19 protein-coding genes and 1 pseudogene are annotated in these 19,136 nt (G+C 65.3%); 13 read left to right on the top strand and 7 right to left on the bottom strand.

The genetic code is table 11. The annotated features are described in order from the left end of the window. Positions 1–56 precede the first annotated feature (56 nt). From VFW69_RS08715 to VFW69_RS08705, 3 genes are read left to right on the top strand one after another with little or no spacing between them, the layout of a single operon-like run. The gene (locus VFW69_RS08715) at positions 57–893 is read left to right on the top strand and encodes an enoyl-CoA hydratase/isomerase family protein (protein WP_526500192.1); all 837 of its coding nucleotides are present in this window, start codon (positions 57–59) and stop codon (positions 891–893) included. Then, entirely contained in the window at positions 890–1,921 is a 1,032-nt protein-coding gene (locus VFW69_RS08710) for an LLM class F420-dependent oxidoreductase (RefSeq protein WP_526500190.1), read from the top strand. The genes VFW69_RS08715 and VFW69_RS08710 overlap by 4 nt, the downstream gene beginning before the upstream one ends. Before the next feature lie 28 nt (positions 1,922–1,949). Then, the gene (locus VFW69_RS08705; RefSeq protein ID WP_526500188.1) at positions 1,950–2,798 is read left to right on the top strand and encodes an SDR family NAD(P)-dependent oxidoreductase; all 849 of its coding nucleotides are present in this window, start codon (positions 1,950–1,952) and stop codon (positions 2,796–2,798) included. A gap of 189 nt (positions 2,799–2,987) precedes the next feature. Here VFW69_RS08705 and VFW69_RS08700 read toward each other — a convergent pair whose 3' ends face one another. Next, a complete protein-coding gene (locus VFW69_RS08700) occupies positions 2,988–3,392 on the bottom strand; it encodes a nuclear transport factor 2 family protein (RefSeq protein ID WP_526500186.1) in 405 nt (134 codons plus the stop codon). 216 nt (positions 3,393–3,608) lie between these two features. Here VFW69_RS08700 and fadD1 point away from each other — a divergent pair, with 216 nt between their 5' ends. Continuing rightward, complete coding sequence (gene fadD1 / locus VFW69_RS08695) at positions 3,609–5,183, top strand: fatty-acid--CoA ligase FadD1 (RefSeq protein WP_526500184.1); 1,575 nt, start codon at positions 3,609–3,611, stop codon at positions 5,181–5,183. Here fadD1 and VFW69_RS08690 read toward each other — a convergent pair. Further along, the gene (locus tag VFW69_RS08690) at positions 5,173–5,550 is read right to left on the bottom strand and encodes a hypothetical protein (RefSeq protein ID WP_526500182.1); all 378 of its coding nucleotides are present in this window, start codon (positions 5,548–5,550) and stop codon (positions 5,173–5,175) included. The genes fadD1 and VFW69_RS08690 overlap by 11 nt on opposite strands. 696 nt (positions 5,551–6,246) lie before the next feature. Between VFW69_RS08690 and VFW69_RS08685 the strand changes: the two genes are divergently transcribed. Together VFW69_RS08685 and VFW69_RS08680 are read left to right on the top strand one after the other, a co-directional pair. After that, positions 6,247–6,411 (top strand): hypothetical protein, encoded by a 165-nt coding sequence (locus VFW69_RS08685; RefSeq protein WP_526500180.1) that lies wholly within the window; start codon positions 6,247–6,249, stop codon positions 6,409–6,411. Positions 6,412–6,413: 2 nt separating this feature from the next. Continuing rightward, on the top strand, positions 6,414–7,088 hold the full coding sequence (locus VFW69_RS08680) for a TetR/AcrR family transcriptional regulator (RefSeq protein WP_526500178.1): 675 nt from the start codon (positions 6,414–6,416) through the stop codon (positions 7,086–7,088). Between the two features lie 173 nt (positions 7,089–7,261). On the opposite strand, the gene VFW69_RS08675 is transcribed toward VFW69_RS08680, so the two are convergent. From VFW69_RS08675 to mymT, 3 genes are all read right to left on the bottom strand, one after another. Then, the gene (locus VFW69_RS08675) at positions 7,262–8,299 is read right to left on the bottom strand and encodes a Rieske 2Fe-2S domain-containing protein (RefSeq protein WP_526500176.1); all 1,038 of its coding nucleotides are present in this window, start codon (positions 8,297–8,299) and stop codon (positions 7,262–7,264) included. Between the two features lie 173 nt (positions 8,300–8,472). Then, on the bottom strand, positions 8,473–8,727 hold the full coding sequence (locus VFW69_RS08670) for an alpha/beta hydrolase (protein ID WP_526500252.1): 255 nt from the start codon (positions 8,725–8,727) through the stop codon (positions 8,473–8,475). 235 nt (positions 8,728–8,962) lie between these two features. Further along, complete coding sequence (gene mymT / locus VFW69_RS08665) at positions 8,963–9,109, bottom strand: copper-binding metallothionein MymT (RefSeq protein WP_526500174.1); 147 nt, start codon at positions 9,107–9,109, stop codon at positions 8,963–8,965. A gap of 156 nt (positions 9,110–9,265) precedes the next feature. Here mymT and VFW69_RS08660 point away from each other — a divergent pair, with 156 nt between their 5' ends. Then, a complete protein-coding gene (locus VFW69_RS08660; RefSeq protein ID WP_526500172.1) occupies positions 9,266–9,919 on the top strand; it encodes an O-methyltransferase in 654 nt (217 codons plus the stop codon). Between the two features lie 3 nt (positions 9,920–9,922). Here the strand turns inward: VFW69_RS08660 and VFW69_RS08655 are convergent, their stop codons facing one another. Next, positions 9,923–10,906 (bottom strand): nitronate monooxygenase, encoded by a 984-nt coding sequence (locus tag VFW69_RS08655; RefSeq protein WP_526500170.1) that lies wholly within the window; start codon positions 10,904–10,906, stop codon positions 9,923–9,925. A 161-nt stretch (positions 10,907–11,067) separates the two neighbouring features. Between VFW69_RS08655 and VFW69_RS08650 the strand changes: the two genes are divergently transcribed. After that, a complete protein-coding gene (locus VFW69_RS08650; RefSeq protein WP_526500168.1) occupies positions 11,068–11,511 on the top strand; it encodes an SPW repeat domain-containing protein in 444 nt (147 codons plus the stop codon). 66 nt (positions 11,512–11,577) lie between these two features. On the opposite strand, the gene ilvD is transcribed toward VFW69_RS08650, so the two are convergent. Then, positions 11,578–13,290, bottom strand: coding sequence for a dihydroxy-acid dehydratase (ilvD, locus tag VFW69_RS08645; protein WP_526500166.1), 1,713 nt, complete (start codon positions 13,288–13,290; stop codon positions 11,578–11,580). 118 nt (positions 13,291–13,408) lie between these two features. On the opposite strand from ilvD, the gene ricR reads away from it, so the two are divergent. The 5 genes and pseudogenes from ricR to VFW69_RS08620 form a co-directional block, all read left to right on the top strand. Next, a complete protein-coding gene (gene ricR, locus VFW69_RS08640) occupies positions 13,409–13,699 on the top strand; it encodes a copper-sensing transcriptional repressor RicR (RefSeq protein ID WP_526500164.1) in 291 nt (96 codons plus the stop codon). A 155-nt stretch (positions 13,700–13,854) separates the two neighbouring features. Next, complete coding sequence (locus VFW69_RS08635) at positions 13,855–15,087, top strand: MFS transporter (RefSeq protein ID WP_526500162.1); 1,233 nt, start codon at positions 13,855–13,857, stop codon at positions 15,085–15,087. 116 nt (positions 15,088–15,203) lie between these two features. Further along, a complete protein-coding gene (locus VFW69_RS08630) occupies positions 15,204–16,247 on the top strand; it encodes a L,D-transpeptidase (protein ID WP_526500160.1) in 1,044 nt (347 codons plus the stop codon). A gap of 142 nt (positions 16,248–16,389) precedes the next feature. Continuing rightward, positions 16,390–16,993: pseudogene (locus VFW69_RS08625) on the top strand (TetR/AcrR family transcriptional regulator). Continuing rightward, positions 16,983–19,136 (top strand): molybdopterin-dependent oxidoreductase (locus VFW69_RS08620; RefSeq protein ID WP_526500158.1); only part of this gene is annotated, 2,154 nt, incomplete at its 3' end. The pseudogene VFW69_RS08625 and the gene VFW69_RS08620, both read left to right, overlap by 11 nt.

The raw sequence follows: 19,136 nt of genomic DNA, 5'->3' as shown, positions 1-19,136 counted from the left end.
GTATCAAGACCTGATATGGGCCGCCCCCCGCACCGCACCCTGGAAGGAGATTGGCGTTGGACACTCACCGCGCCACTGAGCTGGAACCAGGCATCGTCCAGCTGGAGCTGACTCGCCCGCACCGCCGTAATGCATTGAGCAGTAATATGCTTGCAGAGTTACATCGCGAAATCGACCGGATCGGGGGCGATCCCGCCGTCCGGGTGGTGATCCTCAGCGGAGAGGGTCCGTCATTTTGCTCCGGTGCAGACATCAAGGCCGGTCCCGCTGATTCGGATGCCACCGAGGGCACCGCCATTGGGTCGTTGTTCGGCTCGGCGCGCAGTGACTTGGTGCGCTCGTTAGCCGCCCAGGAACTCATGGCCAGCCTGTTCGAAAAGATCCACCGGCTACGCCAACCCGTCATTGCCGCCATCAATGGGCACGCGCATGGCGGCGGATTCGCGCTCGCACTGGCCTGCGATATCCGCATCGCCAGCCAATCTGCGAGCTTCGGTGCTGTCTTCATCAAACGCGGCATCTCGGCGTGCGACATGGGGACCAGCTACTTTCTGCCCCGCTTGGTCGGCGCGGCCCGTTCAGCCGAGTTGCTGCTGACGGGACGAGTCTTCGACGCCGCTGAAGCGCACGATATGGGACTGGTAATCGATGTCGTCGACGAGGCAGACCTCCTCGAAACAGCCCTTCGCACCGCACGCCAAATCACCGAGAACAGCCCGCTGGCGGTGTGGATGACCAAGGAAACCATGTGGCAGAACCTCGACGCACCCTCCCTACGACTGGCGCTTGACGTCGAGAACCGCACGCAGATCATGTGCACCACCAGCGGTGAAGCGACGACCGCGTTCCAGGCATTCGCCGAACGCCGGCGACCCGAATGGTCGCCGCTGTGAAACTCGGTCTGCAACTGGGATATTGGGGAGCACAGCCGCCGACTCACCGTGCCGACCTTGTTGCGGCCGCCGAGAACGCCGGCTTCGACACCGTGTTCACCGCCGAAGCATGGGGCTCGGATGCCTTCACCCCGCTGGCATGGTGGGGGTCGTCAACCAGCCGCATTCGACTCGGCACGTCGATCGTTCAGCTCTCCGCCCGCACCCCGACCGCCTGCGCGATGGCATCTCTGACGCTCGACCACCTTAGCGGCGGACGACATGTTCTGGGCCTTGGCGTGTCCGGACCACAGGTCGTCGAGGGCTGGTATGGCCAGAGATTTCCCAAACCGCTTGCCCGTACCCGTGAATACATCGACATCGTCCGCCAGGTCTGGGCCCGCGAGAAGCCCGTCACCAATGACGGCCCCCACTATCCGCTTCCGTTGGCCGGCGAGGGGACTTCCGGCCTCGGTAAAGCCCTGAAGCCGATCACCCATCCGGTGCGGGCGGACATCCCGATCCTGCTGGGCGCCGAAGGGCCGAGAAACGTAGCGCTGGCAGCCGAAATCGGCGACGGCTGGTTGCCCATCTTCTACTCGTCTCGAATGGCCGATGCTTACAACGAGTGGCTCGACGAAGGCTTCGCCCTCCCTGGCGCCCGGTGTACTCGCGAGAGGTTTGAAATCTGTGCTACCGCAAACATTGTCATCACCGAGGACCGCTCTGCGGCCTTCGAGGCCATGCGACCCTACTTCGCGCTGTACCTGGGTGGCATGGGCGCCCAAGACACCAACTACCACGCCGACGTCTTCCGCCGAATGGGCTACGGCGACATCATCGACGACGTTTCGAGGTTATTTCGCGGAGGACACAAGGACGAGGCCGCCGCCGTCATCCCCGACGAACTCCTCGACGACGCCGCCATCATCGGCAACCTCGACCACGTCCGAAGCCAGATACGCCGATGGCAGGAGTCAGGCGTCACCATGCTCGTGGTTAACGCCGAAACCAGCGAGCAAATCGAGCAATACGCATCTCTGCTCTAGAACCGATTGGCGAGAACGGGATCAAGTCATGACGTCTGAAGTGCTTGTGGTCATCGGAGTCGGCGGCATGGGCCAGGCAATTGCGCGGCGGCTAGGGCCGGGCAAGATCGTTCTCCTGGCTGATTTCAATCAGGAGACATTGGAATTGGTCGCAAGCTCGATGACCAGCGACGGCCATACCGTCCAAACTCTGCCTGTCGACGTCTCCTCGCCGGACTCCGTCGATTCCCTAGCGCGGCGGGCAACTGAACTCGGTTCGGTGACCCAGTTGGTTCACACCGCCGGCGTGTCCCCGGCTCAGGCTTCGGCCGAAGCTGTACTGCGCGTCGACCTTCTCGGCGTAGCACTGGTCCTCGAGGTTTTCGGCAAGATCATCGCGCCGGGGGGAGCCGGCGTCGTCGTCGCGAGCATGGCCGGCTATCTATTTCCCGCCTTTACCGCAGAGCAAGAGCGCGCTCTAGCGCACACCCCTGCTCCTGAGCTGCTCACGTTGCCACACATCAACCCCGGCGCGGTCACCGATTCGGCACTGGCCTACGGGATTGCCAAGCGCGCCAACCACATCAGAGTTCAGGCAGCAAGCATGGCCTGGGGCCGGCGCGGGGCGAGAGTCAACTCGATCAGCCCGGGCTGTATCGCCACACCGATGGGGCATCTCGAGCTCGTTTCGCCGATCGGCGACGGCATGCGGGGCATGGTTGCCGCGTCGGCCACCGGCAGGCTTGGCACACCTGACGAGATCGCCGCGGCCGCCGCTTTCCTGCTCGGGCCCGAGGCGGCTTTCATCACTGGCATCGATCTCCTCGTCGACGGCGGAGTGGTTGCGGCACTCCAGTCCGGCGGCACGAGGTCCGCCGGCGACGTGCGTGAGCCTTGAGGGGCGTAGAAATAACGACCGAAATGTTGATGCCGCAGGAGCCATTGCGGCTCATCGTTTTGTCCACCGCCGGGATTCTCGCCTTAAGGGCTCACTAACTACCATGATCGGCCGGGTGAGTTGACGAGAGTCGTTGTAAAAAGATCAAATTCATCCCGTATCCGACTGAAGGTCGGGCGAATTGCGCGATCAGTCAGCCACTTCCGTGCGTAAGCTGTTGACGCGCTTGAGAACTGCAGCGCGTTTTTCCGGGGTGCCCATCACGACATCATGAAAGTACAGCGTATCCGAATGTTCTCGGACCTCGGCGATCTTGCCGGCGGCCACCCGAACAACCATGCAGTAGTGGTTGTGGTACGGCTCGCCGTCATGCGTGACGAACTCAGAGTCGAATTCGAACACCACCAGATCATCCTCAGCGATCATGAAATGGATGTTCGTCGAGCCGACGGCATCGTCGTAGTTCGCGTAGACCGCGTGATCGATGGCTGGCAGAGTGCGAAGCCCGTCTCGCCCGTGCAACGCGGCATCGGGTGAACCGAACAACTCGGCCTCCGAACGGGGCGCTTGCCAGCGAAAATCGTCGGTGACCATTGCCAGTCCCTCCGGCGTGGCCGGTCCGGCGGTCAGCCATCGCACGACAAGGGTTTTGCTGTCGACCTCGGCCGAAGTTTCCTGCATCGGAGCCTCTCTGGCGACGGCGGCGTGAGTCTGCAGTCAAGCCGACCGCGGGCCATTCGATGGCACGCAATGTCATTGAGTGGGACCGAGCGTGATGGGATGCCACAGCAGGATTGAGAATGAGGAGCCGTGACGGTTCAACAGTTGGTCGCTGCGCGCGCCGACGACGACGGGGTGGCGATCAAGCACGGTTGCTGCCAGTGGACCTGGCGTCAACATGTCGCCGACGCCTCGGCGACGGCTGCGGCATTGCATGCGATCCTCGATCGCGACAAACCCACCCACGTCGGCGTCTTGATGGGCAACACACCGGAGATGCTGACGCAGATGGCGGCGGCAGCGCTGGGCGGTCATGTGCTGTGCGGTGTGAACACCACCCGTCGTGGCCAGTCCCTAATGGACGATGTACGCCGTGCGGACTGCCAGATTCTCGTCGTGGATGCAGAACACCGTCGGCTCCTGGCAGATGTCGACACCTCCGGGATCGAGGTCGTCGATGTCTCTTCGGAGCTGTGGACGAATATGCTCTCGGCGTCGTCGGCCCTGCAGCCTCTGCGTGTCGCAGAAGACGGCGACACATTCATGCTGGTGTTCACCTCGGGAACCGGCGGCAATCCCAAAGCTGTTCAGGTTTCGCACTTTATGGTGCAGATGGCGGGCGAGGCGCTGACCGAACGTTTTGGGATCACCACCGCCGACACCTGTTACCTCTCGATGCCGTTGTTCCATTCGATGGCTCTGGTCGCCGGGTGGGCGGTGGCGCTGGCATCCGGAGCGGCGATGGCGCCGGCGAGCTTCTCCGCGAAGAACTTCCTGACCGATATCCGGCGATACGGAGCGACATACATGAACTATGTCGGTAAGCCGCTCGCCTACGTGCTGTCGACGGCGGAGCAGGCCGACGACGCGGACAACCCGTTGCGTGTCGCGTTCGGCAACGAGGCCAGTGACCGCGACATCGCGGAGTTCAGTCGACGTTTCGGCGTCGAGGTGTGGGACGGCTTCGGGTCCACGGAGAATGCGGTCATCGTGACCCGCGAGCCCGGCACGCCACTTGGCTCGATCGGCAAAGGGTTCGACGGTGTTGCGATATTCAAATCCGAGACCGGCACCGAGTGCCCGTGGGCACTGTTCGGCCCAGATGGGCAACTCCTCAACGGTGACGAAGCGATTGGCGAACTGGTCAACACCCAGGGAGCCGGCACGTTCAAGGGTTACTACAACGATTCGGCGGCCACCAGCGAAAGGATGCGCGGCGGCATGTATTGGTCGGGTGACCTCGCATACCGCGACGCCGAGGGCTGGATCTACCTGGCGGGTCGAACAGCTGACTGGATGCGTGTCGATGGCGAGAACATCGCCGCAATGCCGATCGAACGCATCCTGTTGCGGCACAGTTCCATCAGCCGTGTCGCAGTCTACGCGGTGCCGGACGAGGGCGTCGGAGACGCGGTGATGGTTGCGATACTCCCCCGATCGGATGACGCGTTGAGCCCGGCTGAGTTCGAGCGGTTTCTGGCTGCCCAGCCGGACCTCTCGCCCAAGGCCTGGCCGCGGTGGGTCCGTATCAACACCGAGCTTCCGATGACCGCTACATACAAGATCATCAAGCGCGAACTGATCCGCCAAGGGATTTCGGCGGACAACGGTACGTTGTGGACGCGCACCGGCCGAGGTTCGACCTACACCGAGGCTACGACGTAGACCACGGGTCGAGGGCGACGTGCACGATGACACGTCCGCGGTCGGCGCGCCGGCTGGTTGCGTACCCGGTTCGGGTGGCGCCGGCTAAGTGCACGGTGATGGGTGCGCCGTCGTCGAGGAAGTTGCGCCACCATTTCTTGCTGTCTGGTGAGGCGACTCGGATGGTGATGATGTCATCGTGCTTGGAGTACAGCACCGGTGTGCTGAAAGAGTTCCCGGAGCGTCGGCCGGTATAGCTGATGGTGACGACGAATCGTTGCAGTAGCCACGACCAACGGGACTCCAAGATGGGGACGGTGATGGCGTTGAGTATGGGGTTGCCGGCCCTTTCGATTGCACCGATGAGCCTCCGTGTGTCGATGTGCATGCATTGCTCCTTGAAATACGTTGAGGTTGGGTATGTTTGGGTGTAACGACGGACGAGCCAAACCTACTCGAACGCAAAGATTGTCTTTCCAAGGGTTTGGTTGGCGCGCAGCCGGTCGGCTGGGGCTTGGAAGTCCTCGGGTGGGTATGTGTGGTCGATGAGCGCTGGTGATGCGCCGGTCGGCACCAGCGTTGGTGACGGTGCGCCGCAGTCGCGCAATCACGCTATCGACGGCACCGAGCGCGTGGACTTGCACGGTGACGAACAGCTGAGCGGCGCCACCATGGATCGCGGCGCACACCCGCGTCTCCGGCCAGCTGACCAGCATCCGTCCGACCTCGGCCGCCAGTGTGTCCGCGGGCAGTCCCGACATGAGCACCACGTTGGCCGGCCCGCCCGCTTCCGCCCGCGCGAAGTCCGTGCGAAAGCGCATCAACCCGGGTTGGGTGAGCACGTATAGCCGCCGGCGCGCGGCGAGTTCCGAACAACCCAACCGCGCCCCGAGCTCGCGATAGCTCAGCCGGACACCCTGCTGCAGGCCCGACGCAACCAATGTCACCACACACCGACACAGCGGACGGGTCTCATCTGGCGGCATCGGCCGAGCGAAGGCGGTGACTCGGGTGAGAACTTGACGGACGATCGACCGGAGCACCGTGTCGATCGCGAGATACTCGCCGAACCGGGGTGTACGCCATGACTGATATGCAGGCGACGGAGCTATTCGACGCCGATTTCGACTTCACCGATCCCGATCGGATGCACCATCACGGGCCGGCCGTGGAGGAGTTCGCGCGGCTGCGCCGCACGCCGATGAAGCGACGCATGACCCGGTTCACCCGCAGTCGCCCAATGAGGTAACGGTGCGCCACATCTCGCGTCGTACTCGGATTCTCGAGGAGGTGCTGTCCGCTGTGGCCGACGGGTACGAAGAGGTGAACATACGCGATGTCGCCCAGCGGGCAGGTGTGGCGGTCGGCACGATCTACCGCTACTTCGCGTCCAAGGAGCATCTGCTGGTATCGGTGCTCGGGCGCTGGCTGGAGGACTTCGAACGACATGTGGGCCCACAGCTGGACGACGTCGACGATCCTTACGCACGGATGTATCGTGTCGTCGACGAGCTTCACCGTGAGGTCCATCGCAGACCGCTGCTGGCCGAGGCGATGGCGCGCGCTTACGTCGTCGCCGACGCCTCGGTGGCCGTGGAGGTGGAGCTGGTGCGATCGCGACTCGTAGACCTGTTCGCCGACGCCGTCAGTCGGGGCAAGCCTACCGAATCGCATATCGATGTCGCAGGGTTGCTCACCGATGTCTTGGTCTCAAATCTGCTGGCACTGGCCCATGGTCGAATACAGATCGGCGACATTCGCGGGCGGCTTCGGTTGATGGTAGACCTGCTCTTCAGGCGTCATGGCGCGGCTATCGGACGCCCCGACTGGCACGGAACGCGAAGCGTCGGAGAGCAATCGGCGCACTGGTTCTACGATTGGGCGCCTCGCGCTTCCAGTGCCGCCAGGCGCCGAGTCAGATCGTAATCGGCGAGCCGCAGCCAGATTTGGTTGACAGCGCGACTCCGATGGGGGCCTTGTGAGGCTGCTCAGCGATTTTGAGGTCGGGTGTCTGCTGATCCGCTTGATCATCTCGGAGCCGACGCTGCGGGCGGCCACCTAAAAGACACGAACGGGCGCGTTCATCGAATCGCGGCCCTTCAGCATTGGGTTGCCTGCGTCGCGGCGCTGGACTGGAGTTCCGCGGCGCTGCCACCTCGACCTTCGGGATAGAACTGTCGCGCCCACTCGCGTATGGCGGTGAAGCCCGTGGACTCTGACGGCGACAATGCGGGTGGGTCCGAATAGCGTTGGTGCGACCAGATATAGACGTCCTGGCTGAACTGCCGGATGACCTCTTGGCCGAACGCCTGCGCCTTTGCTTCGGCACGCGGGGTGTCCTTGCCGGGGGTGCGCCCGATGTAGACAGTGAACCGCACATCGGAGGTGTACTCGTCGACGGGAGTGATCGCGGAGATGGTCCGGTTGTCCACCATGCCCGAACTCTTCGTCACCGCAATGCCTAGCCCGCCGTTGATCGCCTCGACGCCGCTCTTGACCTCATCGATCGACTGATTCTCGTCGCCTTCGAAGGTGATGGTGAAGTCGACGTAGGACACCGGCGCATCGAAGTCGTGGCGGGTGAAGACCGGCACGATCGGCGTCTTGTGCACGAACTTGAAATGCGCAAAGTCGACGCCGTTTTCGAGCACGTACTGCGGATGCAGTTCCAGCTGCCGCTCGTAGAGGCTGGCGCGCGGATAGTAGTCGGCCGCGCTGCTGCCGTCCTCGAAGCTCGCGAAGACGTCGGGCACGTCGAAGAACGGCTCACGGCCCTCGGCGTCATGCCAGATGTAGACTGATTCGTTGCGTTCCACCACGGGGTAGGTGCGCATCCTGCGCCCTCGATTGGGCCGCTTCTCATAAGGGATACAGACGTTGCGGCCTTCGTGATTCCACTGCCAACCATGGAAGGCGCATTCGATGACCTCACCCTCGACGTGACCGCCGAAACCCAAATGCGCGCCGAGGTGTTCGCAATAGGCATCCATCACGGTCATCCGACCCGACTGTGCACGCCACGCCACCATCTCCTGGCCGAAGTACACCATCTTGTGAACATCGCCAACCCCGATCTCCTCGGACCAGGCGATTTGAAACCATCCCGTCGGCTTCATCGAAAGCGGTGGCTTCGCCATGCCGGGCTCCTCTCCTGGCGGGTGTGTGCTGGCGCCTCAAGTCTTCTCCAGAAGAAGCATAGATGGCTCTATGTAAATTTGAAAGAGGTCTTCTAGGATCCGCAAACTCGAGGTAGTGATCCCAACTGGCGATTACTTCGGCCGGTCCCACATCGGTGTATCGGTGAACGCAATCATGGTGGGCGTGGTGAGCCGGTCATCAAGTTCGGGCACGCCGACGAACTGGAATGCGATATGACGTCCGCCCGGTCGCGAGCCAGAAGAGCCAACGCTGCGCACAGCCCACCCTCCGGCGCTGGCGCCGTGAATGGCAATGCGTTGTGGGTCAATCCGAGTTCGTCGGCGCTTTCGGCCAGCCAGACCAGTCCGGCGTAGACATCCTCGAGCGGACCTGGGAACGGGATTTCGGGCGCGAGCCGGTAATCCACCGCCACCACAACGACGCCGAGTTCGCGAGCCAATCTGACGTCGAGGCAATGTTCGATTCCTGATCGCCGGCGATGAATCCGCCGCCGTGCACGCTGTAGATGACAGCTGGCGCATTGCACGACGCAGGTCGATTCGTGGGCCACTTCGATGAGAAGTCTGCAGATTGGAGGTGGAGGCGGTGTTTCGTTATCCCCCAAAGGGATTTACAACGTACAGCACGACCGGCCCCGCGGGTTACTTGACGGGGGTCAGCGCGTCGCCGCACGTGCAGCGGTAGGGCTCATCCGAACCCGAGCAGTGGCAGGGGACCTCGATGCGGACGCGGCAGCCGCAGCCTTCGTGGCCGCACGTCAGTTCGGTCCCAGCCTCGTAAGTTGTCATTTAACTCACCCTTTTCTCGTTGTGGTGACTCGCGCGGTGCGGGTCGACCGCACCCCACTATATACCCCCCACGGGTATTCAGTAAATGACCGCGGCCGCTTCGATACCAACCCGCCGTCAGTGCCGTCGCCGTCGGGCGCGGCTAGCGTGGGCGCCATGATCGAGAAACCAACCCCCAAAGACGTCGACGCATTTTTGGACAGCACGGTGGTGGACGGCGATCCGTCATTGAGCGCGGCCCTGGAGGCCAGCAGCGCAGCCGGATTGCCGCCGATTGCGGTATCGATGCAGCAAGGGAAATTCTTGAGCCTGCTCGCCGGCGCCATCGGTGCGCGCCGCATCCTCGAACTCGGCACGTTGGGCGGTTTCAGCACGATCTGGCTGGCGCGCGGCGCCGGCCCGCAAGGGCGCGTGGTCACGCTGGAATACGAGCCCAAGCACGCCGAGGTGGCGCGGGCCAACCTGGAGCGCGCCGGTCTCGCCGATCGGGTGGAGGTGATCGTCGGGGCCGCGCTGGACACGCTGCCGACGGTAACCGGTCCCTTCGATCTGATTTTCATCGACGCCGACAAAGACAACTACCCCGCCTATCTGGAGTGGTCGGTGCGACTCGCACGCCCCGGCGCGGTCATCGTGGCGGACAACGTGATTCGGCAGGGGCAGATCCTCGATCCGGAATCCAACGCTCAGGCTCGGGCGGTGCGCCAAACGCTACAGGCGATGGGCGAGGATCCGCGGCTGGACACCGCGGTGATCCAGACGGTGGGCGCCAAGCAATGGGACGGCTTCGCGCTCGCGATGGTGCGGTAGGCGTCAGCGCGGGGCGAGGTCGGCGACGGCTTGCTCGGCGGAGGTGAGTTCGCCGATCCGCAACGCGGTTTCGCCTGCGTACAGGGCCGCGCTGTCCAACCAGGAATCGGGCACGCCGGCCACCGGCGCCAGCGGCGTGAAGAACGGGAAGGCCGGCGACTGCAGACGCATCAGCGGCCCGGCGTCGAAGTATCCCAGCGCCGACAGCGGGCGGCTTGCCACGTTAAGGGCGGCGGGCAGCGCCTTGGCCTTCCCGTCTCGGCCGCACCACCGGCGGGTGGCCGCGTTGGGCACGACGCGGTGGCGCAACGGCCAGCTAAGGCCGAACAGGTTGGTTTCGATCGTCGTGTCCGCCCGCAAGATTCGCCGCTGGTATTCGCGGTTCGCGTTGGCCTCGTGCGTCAACAGGAATCGCGTGCCGGCGATGACACCGCTGGCGCCGGCGTCCAGCGCGGCGCGGGTGTCGGCGCCGGTGGCGATGCCGCCGGCCACGAACACCGGACGGTTGCCGGCCACGGTGAGGGCGCGCGGTAAAAAGTCCAGCGCCGCCATGGTTCCCACGAGATGTCCGCCGGCCTCGCGTCCTTGAGCGATCAAACCATCGGCGCCACCAGCGATCGCGGCACGCGCCTGCGCTTCGGTGCCCACCATCACGAAGACGAAGATCCCGGCATCGCGCAGGTGCGCGACGAGCCCCCGCTTCTCGCCGAAAGCCAGCACGACGGCGTCCACCCCGGCCTCGACGCAGACCGCGACGTGACGACGATGAACGAAGGGCATCAACAGGTTTACCGCGACGGCGCGGTCAGGCGCCTGTGCGCGCACCCGTTCGATCGACGTCCGTAGCCGGCGGGGCGTGTCGATGCCCAGCGTGCCCAGTCCGCCCGCGCGGGCGACCGCGCCCGCCAACGCGGCGCCCGCCAGTCCGCCGCCCATGCCGGCCTGCCCGATCGGCACATCGAGGCGCAGTCGGGCCGCGATATCCATGACCTAAGACGCTACGCGCGATGTCGATACGCCCCGCGGAGCGGCCCCGCCGGGGTGCCGATTTTCGTTGCTGGCCGACGGCGTGCGGGCGTAATCTTGACAACAGATGGATGGGTGCAGTCCGGCTCAAAAGGCTTGCTGCATAACAGAAAGGTCACAAAATGAGTACAGTCCATTCATCATCAATCGATCACCACCCCGATTTGTTGGCACTGCGCGCCCGCTATGAACGCGTTGCCGAGTCGATGAGTGCGCATGTCACCTTCGGTCTGGCTCTGCTGACGGGTCTGTATGTGGCCGCGTCACCGTGGATCGTTGGATTCAACGCCACGGCATCGCTTGCCACGTCCGACCTGATCGTCGGGATCGCGGCGGCGTTCTTGGGCTACGGGTTCGCGACGACGCTGGATCGCGCGCACGGCATGACCTGGACGTTGCCGGTGCTGGGCGTGTGGGTCATCGTCTCGACGTGGATCCTGCCGGGCGTCGTGATGACCGCCGGCATGACCTGGTCGAATGTCGTTGCTGGTGCGTTGTTGGCGTTCCTGGGCTTCAACGCGACCTACTTCGGCATGCGCACCCGCGCGACGGACACGCACGCCTGATCGCGAACTCGGTTAGGCCGCAAGGCGGTTCGCCCGTCCCGGGCCCAATCAGGCTCGGGACGGCGATCAGCCGCAGACCGCGCCGATGGCGGCCGAGCTGACCAGCTTCACGTACTTGGCCAGCACGCCGGTCTTGTAGCGCGGCTCCGGCGGGGTGAAATTCTTTCGCCGAGACTCGAATTCGGCAGGATCGGTCAGCACGTCGAGCACATGGTTGGCCACGTCCAGGCGGATGTGGTCGCCGTCTTGCAGGAAGGCGATCGGTCCGGCGTCCACCGCCTCGGGCGCGATGTGGCCGACGCACAGACCGGTGGTCCCGCCGGAGAACCGGCCGTCGGTCAGCAGCAGCACGTCTTTGCCCAGACCCGCACCCTTGATGGCGCCGGTGATGGCCAGCATTTCGCGCATGCCGGGGCCGCCCTTGGGGCCTTCGTAGCGGATCACCACGGCGTCACCCTTGGTGATGGTGCCGTCCTCCAACGCGTCCAGCGCGGCCCGCTCGCCATCGAAAACCCTTGCGGTGCCCTCGAACACGTCGGAATCGAAACCGGCCGACTTGACCACCGCCCCCTCGGGGGCCAGCGAGCCCCGCAGGATGGTGATCCCACCGGTCGGATGAATGGGATTGCTCAGCGCGCGCAGCACCTTCCCGTCCGGGTCCGGCGGCGCGATCTCGGCCAGGTTCTCGGCCAGCGTCGCACCGGTCACCGTCAGGCAGTCGCCGCGCAGCAGCCCGGCATCCAGCAGCGCCTTCATCATCACCGGCACGCCGCCGATGTGGTCGACGTGGGACATGACGTGCCGGCCGAACGGCTTCACGTCGGCGAGGTGCGGAACTTTCGACCCGATCCGGCTGAAATCGTCGAGCGAGAGCTCGACGGCCGCCTCGTGGGCGATGGCCAGCAGGTGCAGAACCGCGTTGGTCGAGCCGCCGAACGCCATCACCACCGCGATCGCGTTTTCGAACGCCTCCTTGGTGAGGATGTCGCGGGCCGTGATGCCGCGCCGCAACAGTTCGACGACGGCCGCACCGCTGCGCCGCGCGAACCCGTCGCGGCGGCGGTCGGTCGCCGGTGGCGCCGCGCTGCCGGGCAACGACATCCCGAGCGCCTCGGCGGCGCTGGCCATCGTGTTGGCGGTGTACATGCCGCCGCACGCGCCCTCGCCGGGACAGATCGCGCGTTCGATGGCGTCGACGTCCTCGCGGGGCATCAGGCCCCGGGCGCAGGCGCCCACCGCCTCGAACGCGTCGATGATGGTGACCTCGCGCTCGGTGCCGTCGGACAGCTTGGCCACCCCGGGCAGGATGGACCCCGCGTAGAGGAACACCGACGCCAGGTCGAGTCGTGCGGCGGCCATCAGCATCCCCGGCAGCGACTTGTCGCAGCCCGCCAGCAGCACCGAGCCGTCCAGGCGTTCGGCCTGCATCACCGTCTCGACGCTGTCGGCGATCACCTCGCGCGACACCAGCGAGAAGTGCATCCCCTCGTGGCCCATCGAGATGCCGTCGGACACCGAGATGGTGCCGAACTCCAGCGGGTATCCACCGGCCGAGAACACGCCCTCCTTGACCGCCTTGGCGAGCCGGTCCAGGGAGAGGTTGCACGGGGTGATCTCGTTCCAGGACGAGGCCACCCCGATCTGCGGCTTGGCGAAGTCTTCGTCTCCCATGCCTACGGCCCGCAGCATGCCACGGGCGGCGGCCTTCTCCAGGCCGTCGGTGACGTCACGACTACGCGGCTTGATGTCGGCGGTTGCCGCCGAATCGGTGGTGGGCATCGTTCAAGTATGCGCTGGCCAGTCGCGATGGCCATTTCGGGGGTTATACCCCAATGGGGTATAACCTGAAGTTCGGCGTGATGCCGCCGCATGGCGGGCGATTCAGCAGGGGTGACAGATGACGAATGACCACGGGTATTCGCAGCAGAAGGACAACTACGCCAAGCGGCTGCGGCGCATCGAGGGCCAGGTGCGCGGCATCGCCCGGATGATCGAGGAGGACAAGTACTGCATCGATGTCCTCACCCAGGTCAGCGCCGTCAACAGTGCCCTGCGTTCGGTCGCCCTGAATCTGCTCGACGAGCACCTGAGTCACTGTGTCACCCGCGCCGTCGCCGAGGGGGGCGACGAGGCTGACGACAAGCTCGCCGAAGCCTCCGCCGCCATCGCGCGCCTGGTTCGCTCCTGAGGTGGTGATTTCGTTTTTCAATCAGTGACGTAGTTGAGACCTTCGCCACGGCCCCGGTTCAGGGGGAGGCGTAGTTGCGGTCCGTACGGTAAGGCAGTGTGATCGCATTAGGCGCGACAACCCAGGAAGTGGGTAGTCCGGCCGATACAGACGCCATGACTGCCGAAATCAATGCCGCCGCGCGAACGTGGACCCCACGGATCGCGGCTCAACTTGCTGTGCTCGCCGCCGCGGCCTTCACCTACGTCACCGCCGAGATTCTGCCGGTTGGCGCGCTGCCGGCCATCGCTCGCGACCTGCACGTCAGTGTGTTCGCGGTGGGCACACTGCTGACCTGGTATGCGTTCGTGGCGGCCCTGACGACGTTTCCGCTGGTGCGCTGGACCGCGCATTGGCCGCGGCGGCGCGCGCTCATGCTCAGCCTCACCTGCCTGACCGCCTCGCAGGTGATCTCGGCACTGGCGCCCAATTTCGCGGTGCTGGCCACCGGACGGGTGCTCTGCGCGATCACCCACGGCCTGCTGTGGGCGGTCATCGCGCCGATCGCGACCCGGCTGGTGCCGCCGAGCCATGCCGGGCGCGCCACCATGTCGATCTACGTCGGCACCAGCCTCGCGCTGGTGGTGGGGAGCCCGCTGACCGCGGCCCTGAGTCTGATGTGGGGCTGGCGCCTGGCCGTCGTGTGCGTCACCGTGGCTGCCGCCGTGGTCACGTTCGCCGCCCGGCTGCTGCTGCCGGAGATGGTGCTCACCTCCGACCAGCTCGCCCACGTGGGTCCGAGGTCACGACACCACCGCAACTCCCGGCTGATCCTGGTGAGCGTGCTGGCGATGATCGCCGTCACCGGCCATTTCGTTTCATACACATTCATCGTCGAGATCATCCGCAACGTCCTCGGCGTGCGTGGGCCGAACCTCGCCTTCGTGCTGGCCGCCTACGGGCTGGCCGGCCTGCTGTCGTTACCGCTGGTGGCGCGGCCGCTGGACCATCGGCCTAAGAGCGCCGTCATCCTGTGCATCACGGGGTTGACGGCGGCCTTCGTGGTGCTGACCGGCCTGGCGTTCGGTGGTAGGGCCGGCGTGGCCACCGCGCTGATCGGGACCGCCGCCATCGTGCTGTGGGGCGCGATGGCCACCGCGGTCTCGCCGATGATGCAATCCGCCGCGATGCGCAACGGCGCCGATGACCCCGACGGGGCGTCGGGGCTCTACGTGACCGCGTTCCAGGTCGGCATCATGGCCGGGTCGCTGGTTGGCGGCCTGCTCTATGAGCGCAGTGTCACGATGATGCTGACCGCTTCGGCGGCCTTGATGGCCGTCGCACTGGTCGGCATCGCGGCCAACCGGCGGATGCTGGACGTTGCTCCGACAAGCTCACCCGATTCATAGCCGCCCAGGTCAACCAGGTAATCGCCACCGTTCCCGGGCGCGGCCAACCGCCGCTGACGGTAGCTGGCGTGGCTCCTATGCCACACTGTGTCGAGAACACGAGTGGAGGTATGCGTATGTCAGGCTGGACGAGGGCCGGCACTAGGAAGGGCCTCTTCGCCGCTGTGAGCACAACCGGCTTGGCGTCCGTCGTGGGCTTGGCGCTGGTGCTGAGTGCGGCTCCCGCATTGGCGGATCCGGACCCGGCTCCCGCTGACCCGGGCGCGGTCGCCGCTCCGCCTGGACCGCCCGCGCCGCCCGATCCGTTCGCGCCGCCGCCTCCGCCGGACCCGTTGGCGGCCCCGCCGCCGCCCGACCCGCTGGCGCCGCCGGCGCCGTGGGTTGCGCCCAACACCCAGCCCGCGGCCTCATCGGCCGCCGGGCAGAACTCCACCCCGTTCACGGGAACGGCCCCGTTCGGCCCGCCGTCGTTCGTCCCCAAGGGTGGCTCGACCGTGGGGGTGGGCCAGCCGATCATCATCAACTTCCCGGGAACGGTCGAGAACGCCGACGCGGCGATCGGCGCCGTGCACGTCTCGTCGGTCCCGCCGGTACCGGGCAAGTTCTACTGGATGACCCCGACCCAGCTGCGCTGGCGCCCAATCAATTTCTGGCCCGCGCACACCGCGGTGACGGTCGACGCCGGCGGCACCGTGTCCACCTTTCAGACCGGCGACACGCTGATCGCCACGGCCGACGACGCGACTCATCAGCTGATAGTCACCCGCAACGGCACCGTGGAGAAGACCTTCCCGATGTCGATGGGCATGACGTCGGGCAATCACCAAACCCCCAACGGCACCTATTACGTGCAGGACAAGAAAGCGTCAGTGGTGATGGACTCCTCGACCTACGGAGTGCCCGTCAGTTCGACCTACGGCTACAAGGTGACGGTGGAGGACGCGGTCCGCTTCGACAACGTCGGCGACTACGTGCACAGCGCGCCGTGGTCGGTGGATGATCAGGGCAAGCGCGACGTCAGCCACGGGTGCATCAACATCAGCCCCGCCAACGCCAAGTGGTTCTTCGACAACTTCGGTCCGGGTGATCCCATCGTCGTGAAGAACTCCAGCGGTGGCAACTACAAGAAGAACGACGGATCCGCCGACTGGATGAACTAGCCCTCGCGTAACGCAGAATCGCCCATTTCCCCAGGGGGATGGGCGATTTCGCGTCTGTGGCCGCGGTGTCGACAGCGACGGCTTCCGCTGGCCGGCGATTATGTATAGCATCATACATAACTTGAAGGTCTGAGGAGCTGCGGTGCGTAGTCCACGCGAGCAAATGGTCGTTTCTGCCGCGTTGCTGATCCGCGAGCGTGGCGCGCGCGCCACCGCGATCTCCGATGTGCTCGAGCACAGCGGCGCGCCACGCGGATCGGCCTACCACTACTTCCCCGGCGGGCGCACACAGCTGCTCTGGCGAGGCCGTCGACTATGCGGGCGAGCATGTCGCCGCCGTCCTCACCGGCGCCGACGATGGCCTGCAACTGCTGGACACATTGATCGACAAGTACCGCCGGCAGCTACTCGATAGCGACTTCCGCGCCGGCTGCCCCATTGTGGCGGTCTCCGTCGAAGCGGGGGATCAGCACGACACCGAACGCATGGTGATCGAGCGCGCCGCGGCGGTCTTCGACCGATGGTCGGATCTGATCGCTGCGCGGTTCATTGCGGACGGAATTCCGCCGGACCGGGCGTGCGAACTGGCGGTCCTCGCGACCGCCTCGCTCGAGGGCGCGATTGTGCTCGCGCGGGTGCGGCGTGACCTGACGTCCCTCGACGTCGTCCACCGCCAGCTGCGCGATCTGCTGCTGGCGGCGTCGCCCCATCAGGCGCCCGGAAAGGAAATCTGCGATGACCGGTGAATGGCAATCCAGCGCGTGCATCCTCTGCGAATGCAACTGCGGCATCGTCGTCCAAGTCGAAGACCGCCGGCTGGCCCGCATCCGCGGCGATAAGGCGCACCCGGCCTCGCAGGGCTATACCTGCAATAAGGCGTTGCGGCTGGACCACTATCAGAACAGCGGCGCCCGGCTGACCTCCCCACTGCGCCGCCGCACGGACGGCAGCTACGAGGAGATCGATTGGGACACGGCGATCGTGGAAATCGCCGAGGGATTCAAGCGCATTCGCGACAGCTACGGCGGCGACAAGATCTTCTACTACGGCGGCGGCGGGCAGGGTAACCACCTGGGCGGGGCGTACAGCGGCGCCTTCTTGAAGGCGTTGGGCTCGCGCTACCGCTCAAATGCGCTGGCGCAGGAGAAAACCGGTGAGGCCTGGATCGACGGGCACCTCTACGGTGGTCACACCAGAGGTGAATTCGAGTACGCCGAAGTCGCGGTGTTCGTCGGGAAGAACCCGTGGATGTCGCAGAGCTTCCCGCGAGCGCGGGTCGTGCTCAACGAGATCGCCAAAGATCCGGCCCGCTCGATGATCGTCATCGATCCGGTGGTCACCGACACCGCCAAGATGTCCGACTTCCACCTGCGGGTGCGACCCGGCACCGATGCATGGTGCCTGGCCGCGCTGGCCGCCATCCTTGTCCAGGAAAACCTATGCAACGAGACATTTCTCGGCGAGCATGTGCGCGGCGTGGATGCCGTGCGCGCCGCGCTGCGCGAGGTTCCGGTGGCCGACTACGCCGAGCATTGCGGGGTCGACCAGGAACTGCTGCGCGCGGCGGCGCGGCGCATCGGCACGGCCGCCAGCGTCTCGGTGTTCGAAGACCTCGGCGTGCAGCAGGCACCCAACAGCACGCTGTGCTCCTATCTGAACAAGTTGCTCTGGATCCTCACCGGCAACTTCGCGAAAAGAGGTGGCCAGCACCTGCATTCGTCGTTCGCCCCGCTGTTCGGCCAGTTCTCCGGCCGCACACCGGTCACCGGTGCCCCGATCATCTCCGGACTGGTGCCCAGCAATGTCGTGCCCGAGGAAATCCTGACCGACCATCCGGACCGGTTCCGGGCCATGATCGTGGAAAGCAGCAATCCCGCACACTCGCTGGCCAACTCGGTCGCATGCCGGGAGGCCTTCGGCGCCCTGGAACTGATGGTGGTCATCGATGTCGCGATGACCGAGACCGCCAGGCTCGCACATTACGTGCTGCCCGCAGCGTCCCAATTCGAGAAGCCCGAAGCCACCTTCTTCAACCTGGAATTCCCGCACAACACCTTCCAGCTGCGCCGCCCGTTGATGGAGCCCCTGCCGGGAACCCTGGCCGAACCCGAAATCTGGGCACGGCTGGTGCGTGCGCTCGGTGTGGTGGACGACGCGGATCTGCGGCCACTGCGCGAAGCCGCACGAACCGGCCGGCAGGCCTACACCGAAGCGTTCCTCGCTGCTGCCGCGACCAACCCCACTGTGGCGCAGCTGCTTCCGTATGTGCTGTACGAAACGCTCGGGCCGACACTGCCCGATGGGTTACGCGGCGCGGCCGCCCTGTGGGGCCTTGCCCAAAAGACCGCACTGAGCTATCCGGATGCGGTGCGCCGGGCCGGGCACTCCTCAGGCAACGCCCTGTTCGACGCGATCCTGGACACCCCGTCGGGGGTGACGTTCACCGTGCACAACTACGAGGACGACTTCACGCTGATCAGCCACGCCGACCACAAGATCGCGCTGGGAATTCCGTCCATGCTGGACGAATTGAAGACGCTGTCCCGCACGCCACCCCAGCTCACCACACCGGAATTCCCGATCGTGCTGTCGGTGGGGGAGCGGCGCGCCTATACCGCGAACGACATCTTCCGCGACCCGACCTGGCGCAAACGCGACGCCGACGGCGCACTGCGGATCAGCGTCGAGGATGCCCAGATCCTCGGACTCGTCGAGGGATGCCGGGCGCGCATCAGCACCGCGGCCGGTAGCGCCGAGGCCACCGTCGAGATCACTGAGACGATGATGGCCGGTCATGCCGCCCTCCCCAACGGTTTTGGGCTCGATTACCTCGACGCGAAGGGGCGCACCGTCACTCCCGGTGTCGCCCCGAACTTGCTCACCTCGACC

It is taken from the genome of Mycobacterium sp. (assembly GCF_036273375.1).
Classification (GTDB): domain Bacteria; phylum Actinomycetota; class Actinomycetes; order Mycobacteriales; family Mycobacteriaceae; genus Mycobacterium.
This window is presented reverse-complemented; position numbering and strand designations above follow the sequence as displayed.

Coding starts and splice junctions, on each gene's coding strand:
- VFW69_RS08705 (WP_526500188.1), top strand. CDS start 1,950: ATGACGTCTGAAGTGCTTGTGGTCATCGGAGTCGGCGGCATGGGCCAG.
- VFW69_RS08700 (WP_526500186.1), bottom strand. CDS start 3,392: ATGGTCACCGACGATTTTCGCTGGCAAGCGCCCCGTTCGGAGGCCGAG.
- VFW69_RS08690 (WP_526500182.1), bottom strand. CDS start 5,550: ATGCACATCGACACACGGAGGCTCATCGGTGCAATCGAAAGGGCCGGC.
- VFW69_RS08685 (WP_526500180.1), top strand. CDS start 6,247: ATGACTGATATGCAGGCGACGGAGCTATTCGACGCCGATTTCGACTTC.
- VFW69_RS08675 (WP_526500176.1), bottom strand. CDS start 8,299: ATGGCGAAGCCACCGCTTTCGATGAAGCCGACGGGATGGTTTCAAATC.
- mymT (WP_526500174.1), bottom strand. CDS start 9,109: ATGACAACTTACGAGGCTGGGACCGAACTGACGTGCGGCCACGAAGGC.
- VFW69_RS08660 (WP_526500172.1), top strand. CDS start 9,266: ATGATCGAGAAACCAACCCCCAAAGACGTCGACGCATTTTTGGACAGC.
- VFW69_RS08655 (WP_526500170.1), bottom strand. CDS start 10,906: ATGGATATCGCGGCCCGACTGCGCCTCGATGTGCCGATCGGGCAGGCC.
- VFW69_RS08650 (WP_526500168.1), top strand. CDS start 11,068: ATGAGTACAGTCCATTCATCATCAATCGATCACCACCCCGATTTGTTG.
- ilvD (WP_526500166.1), bottom strand. CDS start 13,290: ATGCCCACCACCGATTCGGCGGCAACCGCCGACATCAAGCCGCGTAGT.
- ricR (WP_526500164.1), top strand. CDS start 13,409: ATGACGAATGACCACGGGTATTCGCAGCAGAAGGACAACTACGCCAAG.
- VFW69_RS08635 (WP_526500162.1), top strand. CDS start 13,855: ATGACTGCCGAAATCAATGCCGCCGCGCGAACGTGGACCCCACGGATC.
- VFW69_RS08630 (WP_526500160.1), top strand. CDS start 15,204: ATGTCAGGCTGGACGAGGGCCGGCACTAGGAAGGGCCTCTTCGCCGCT.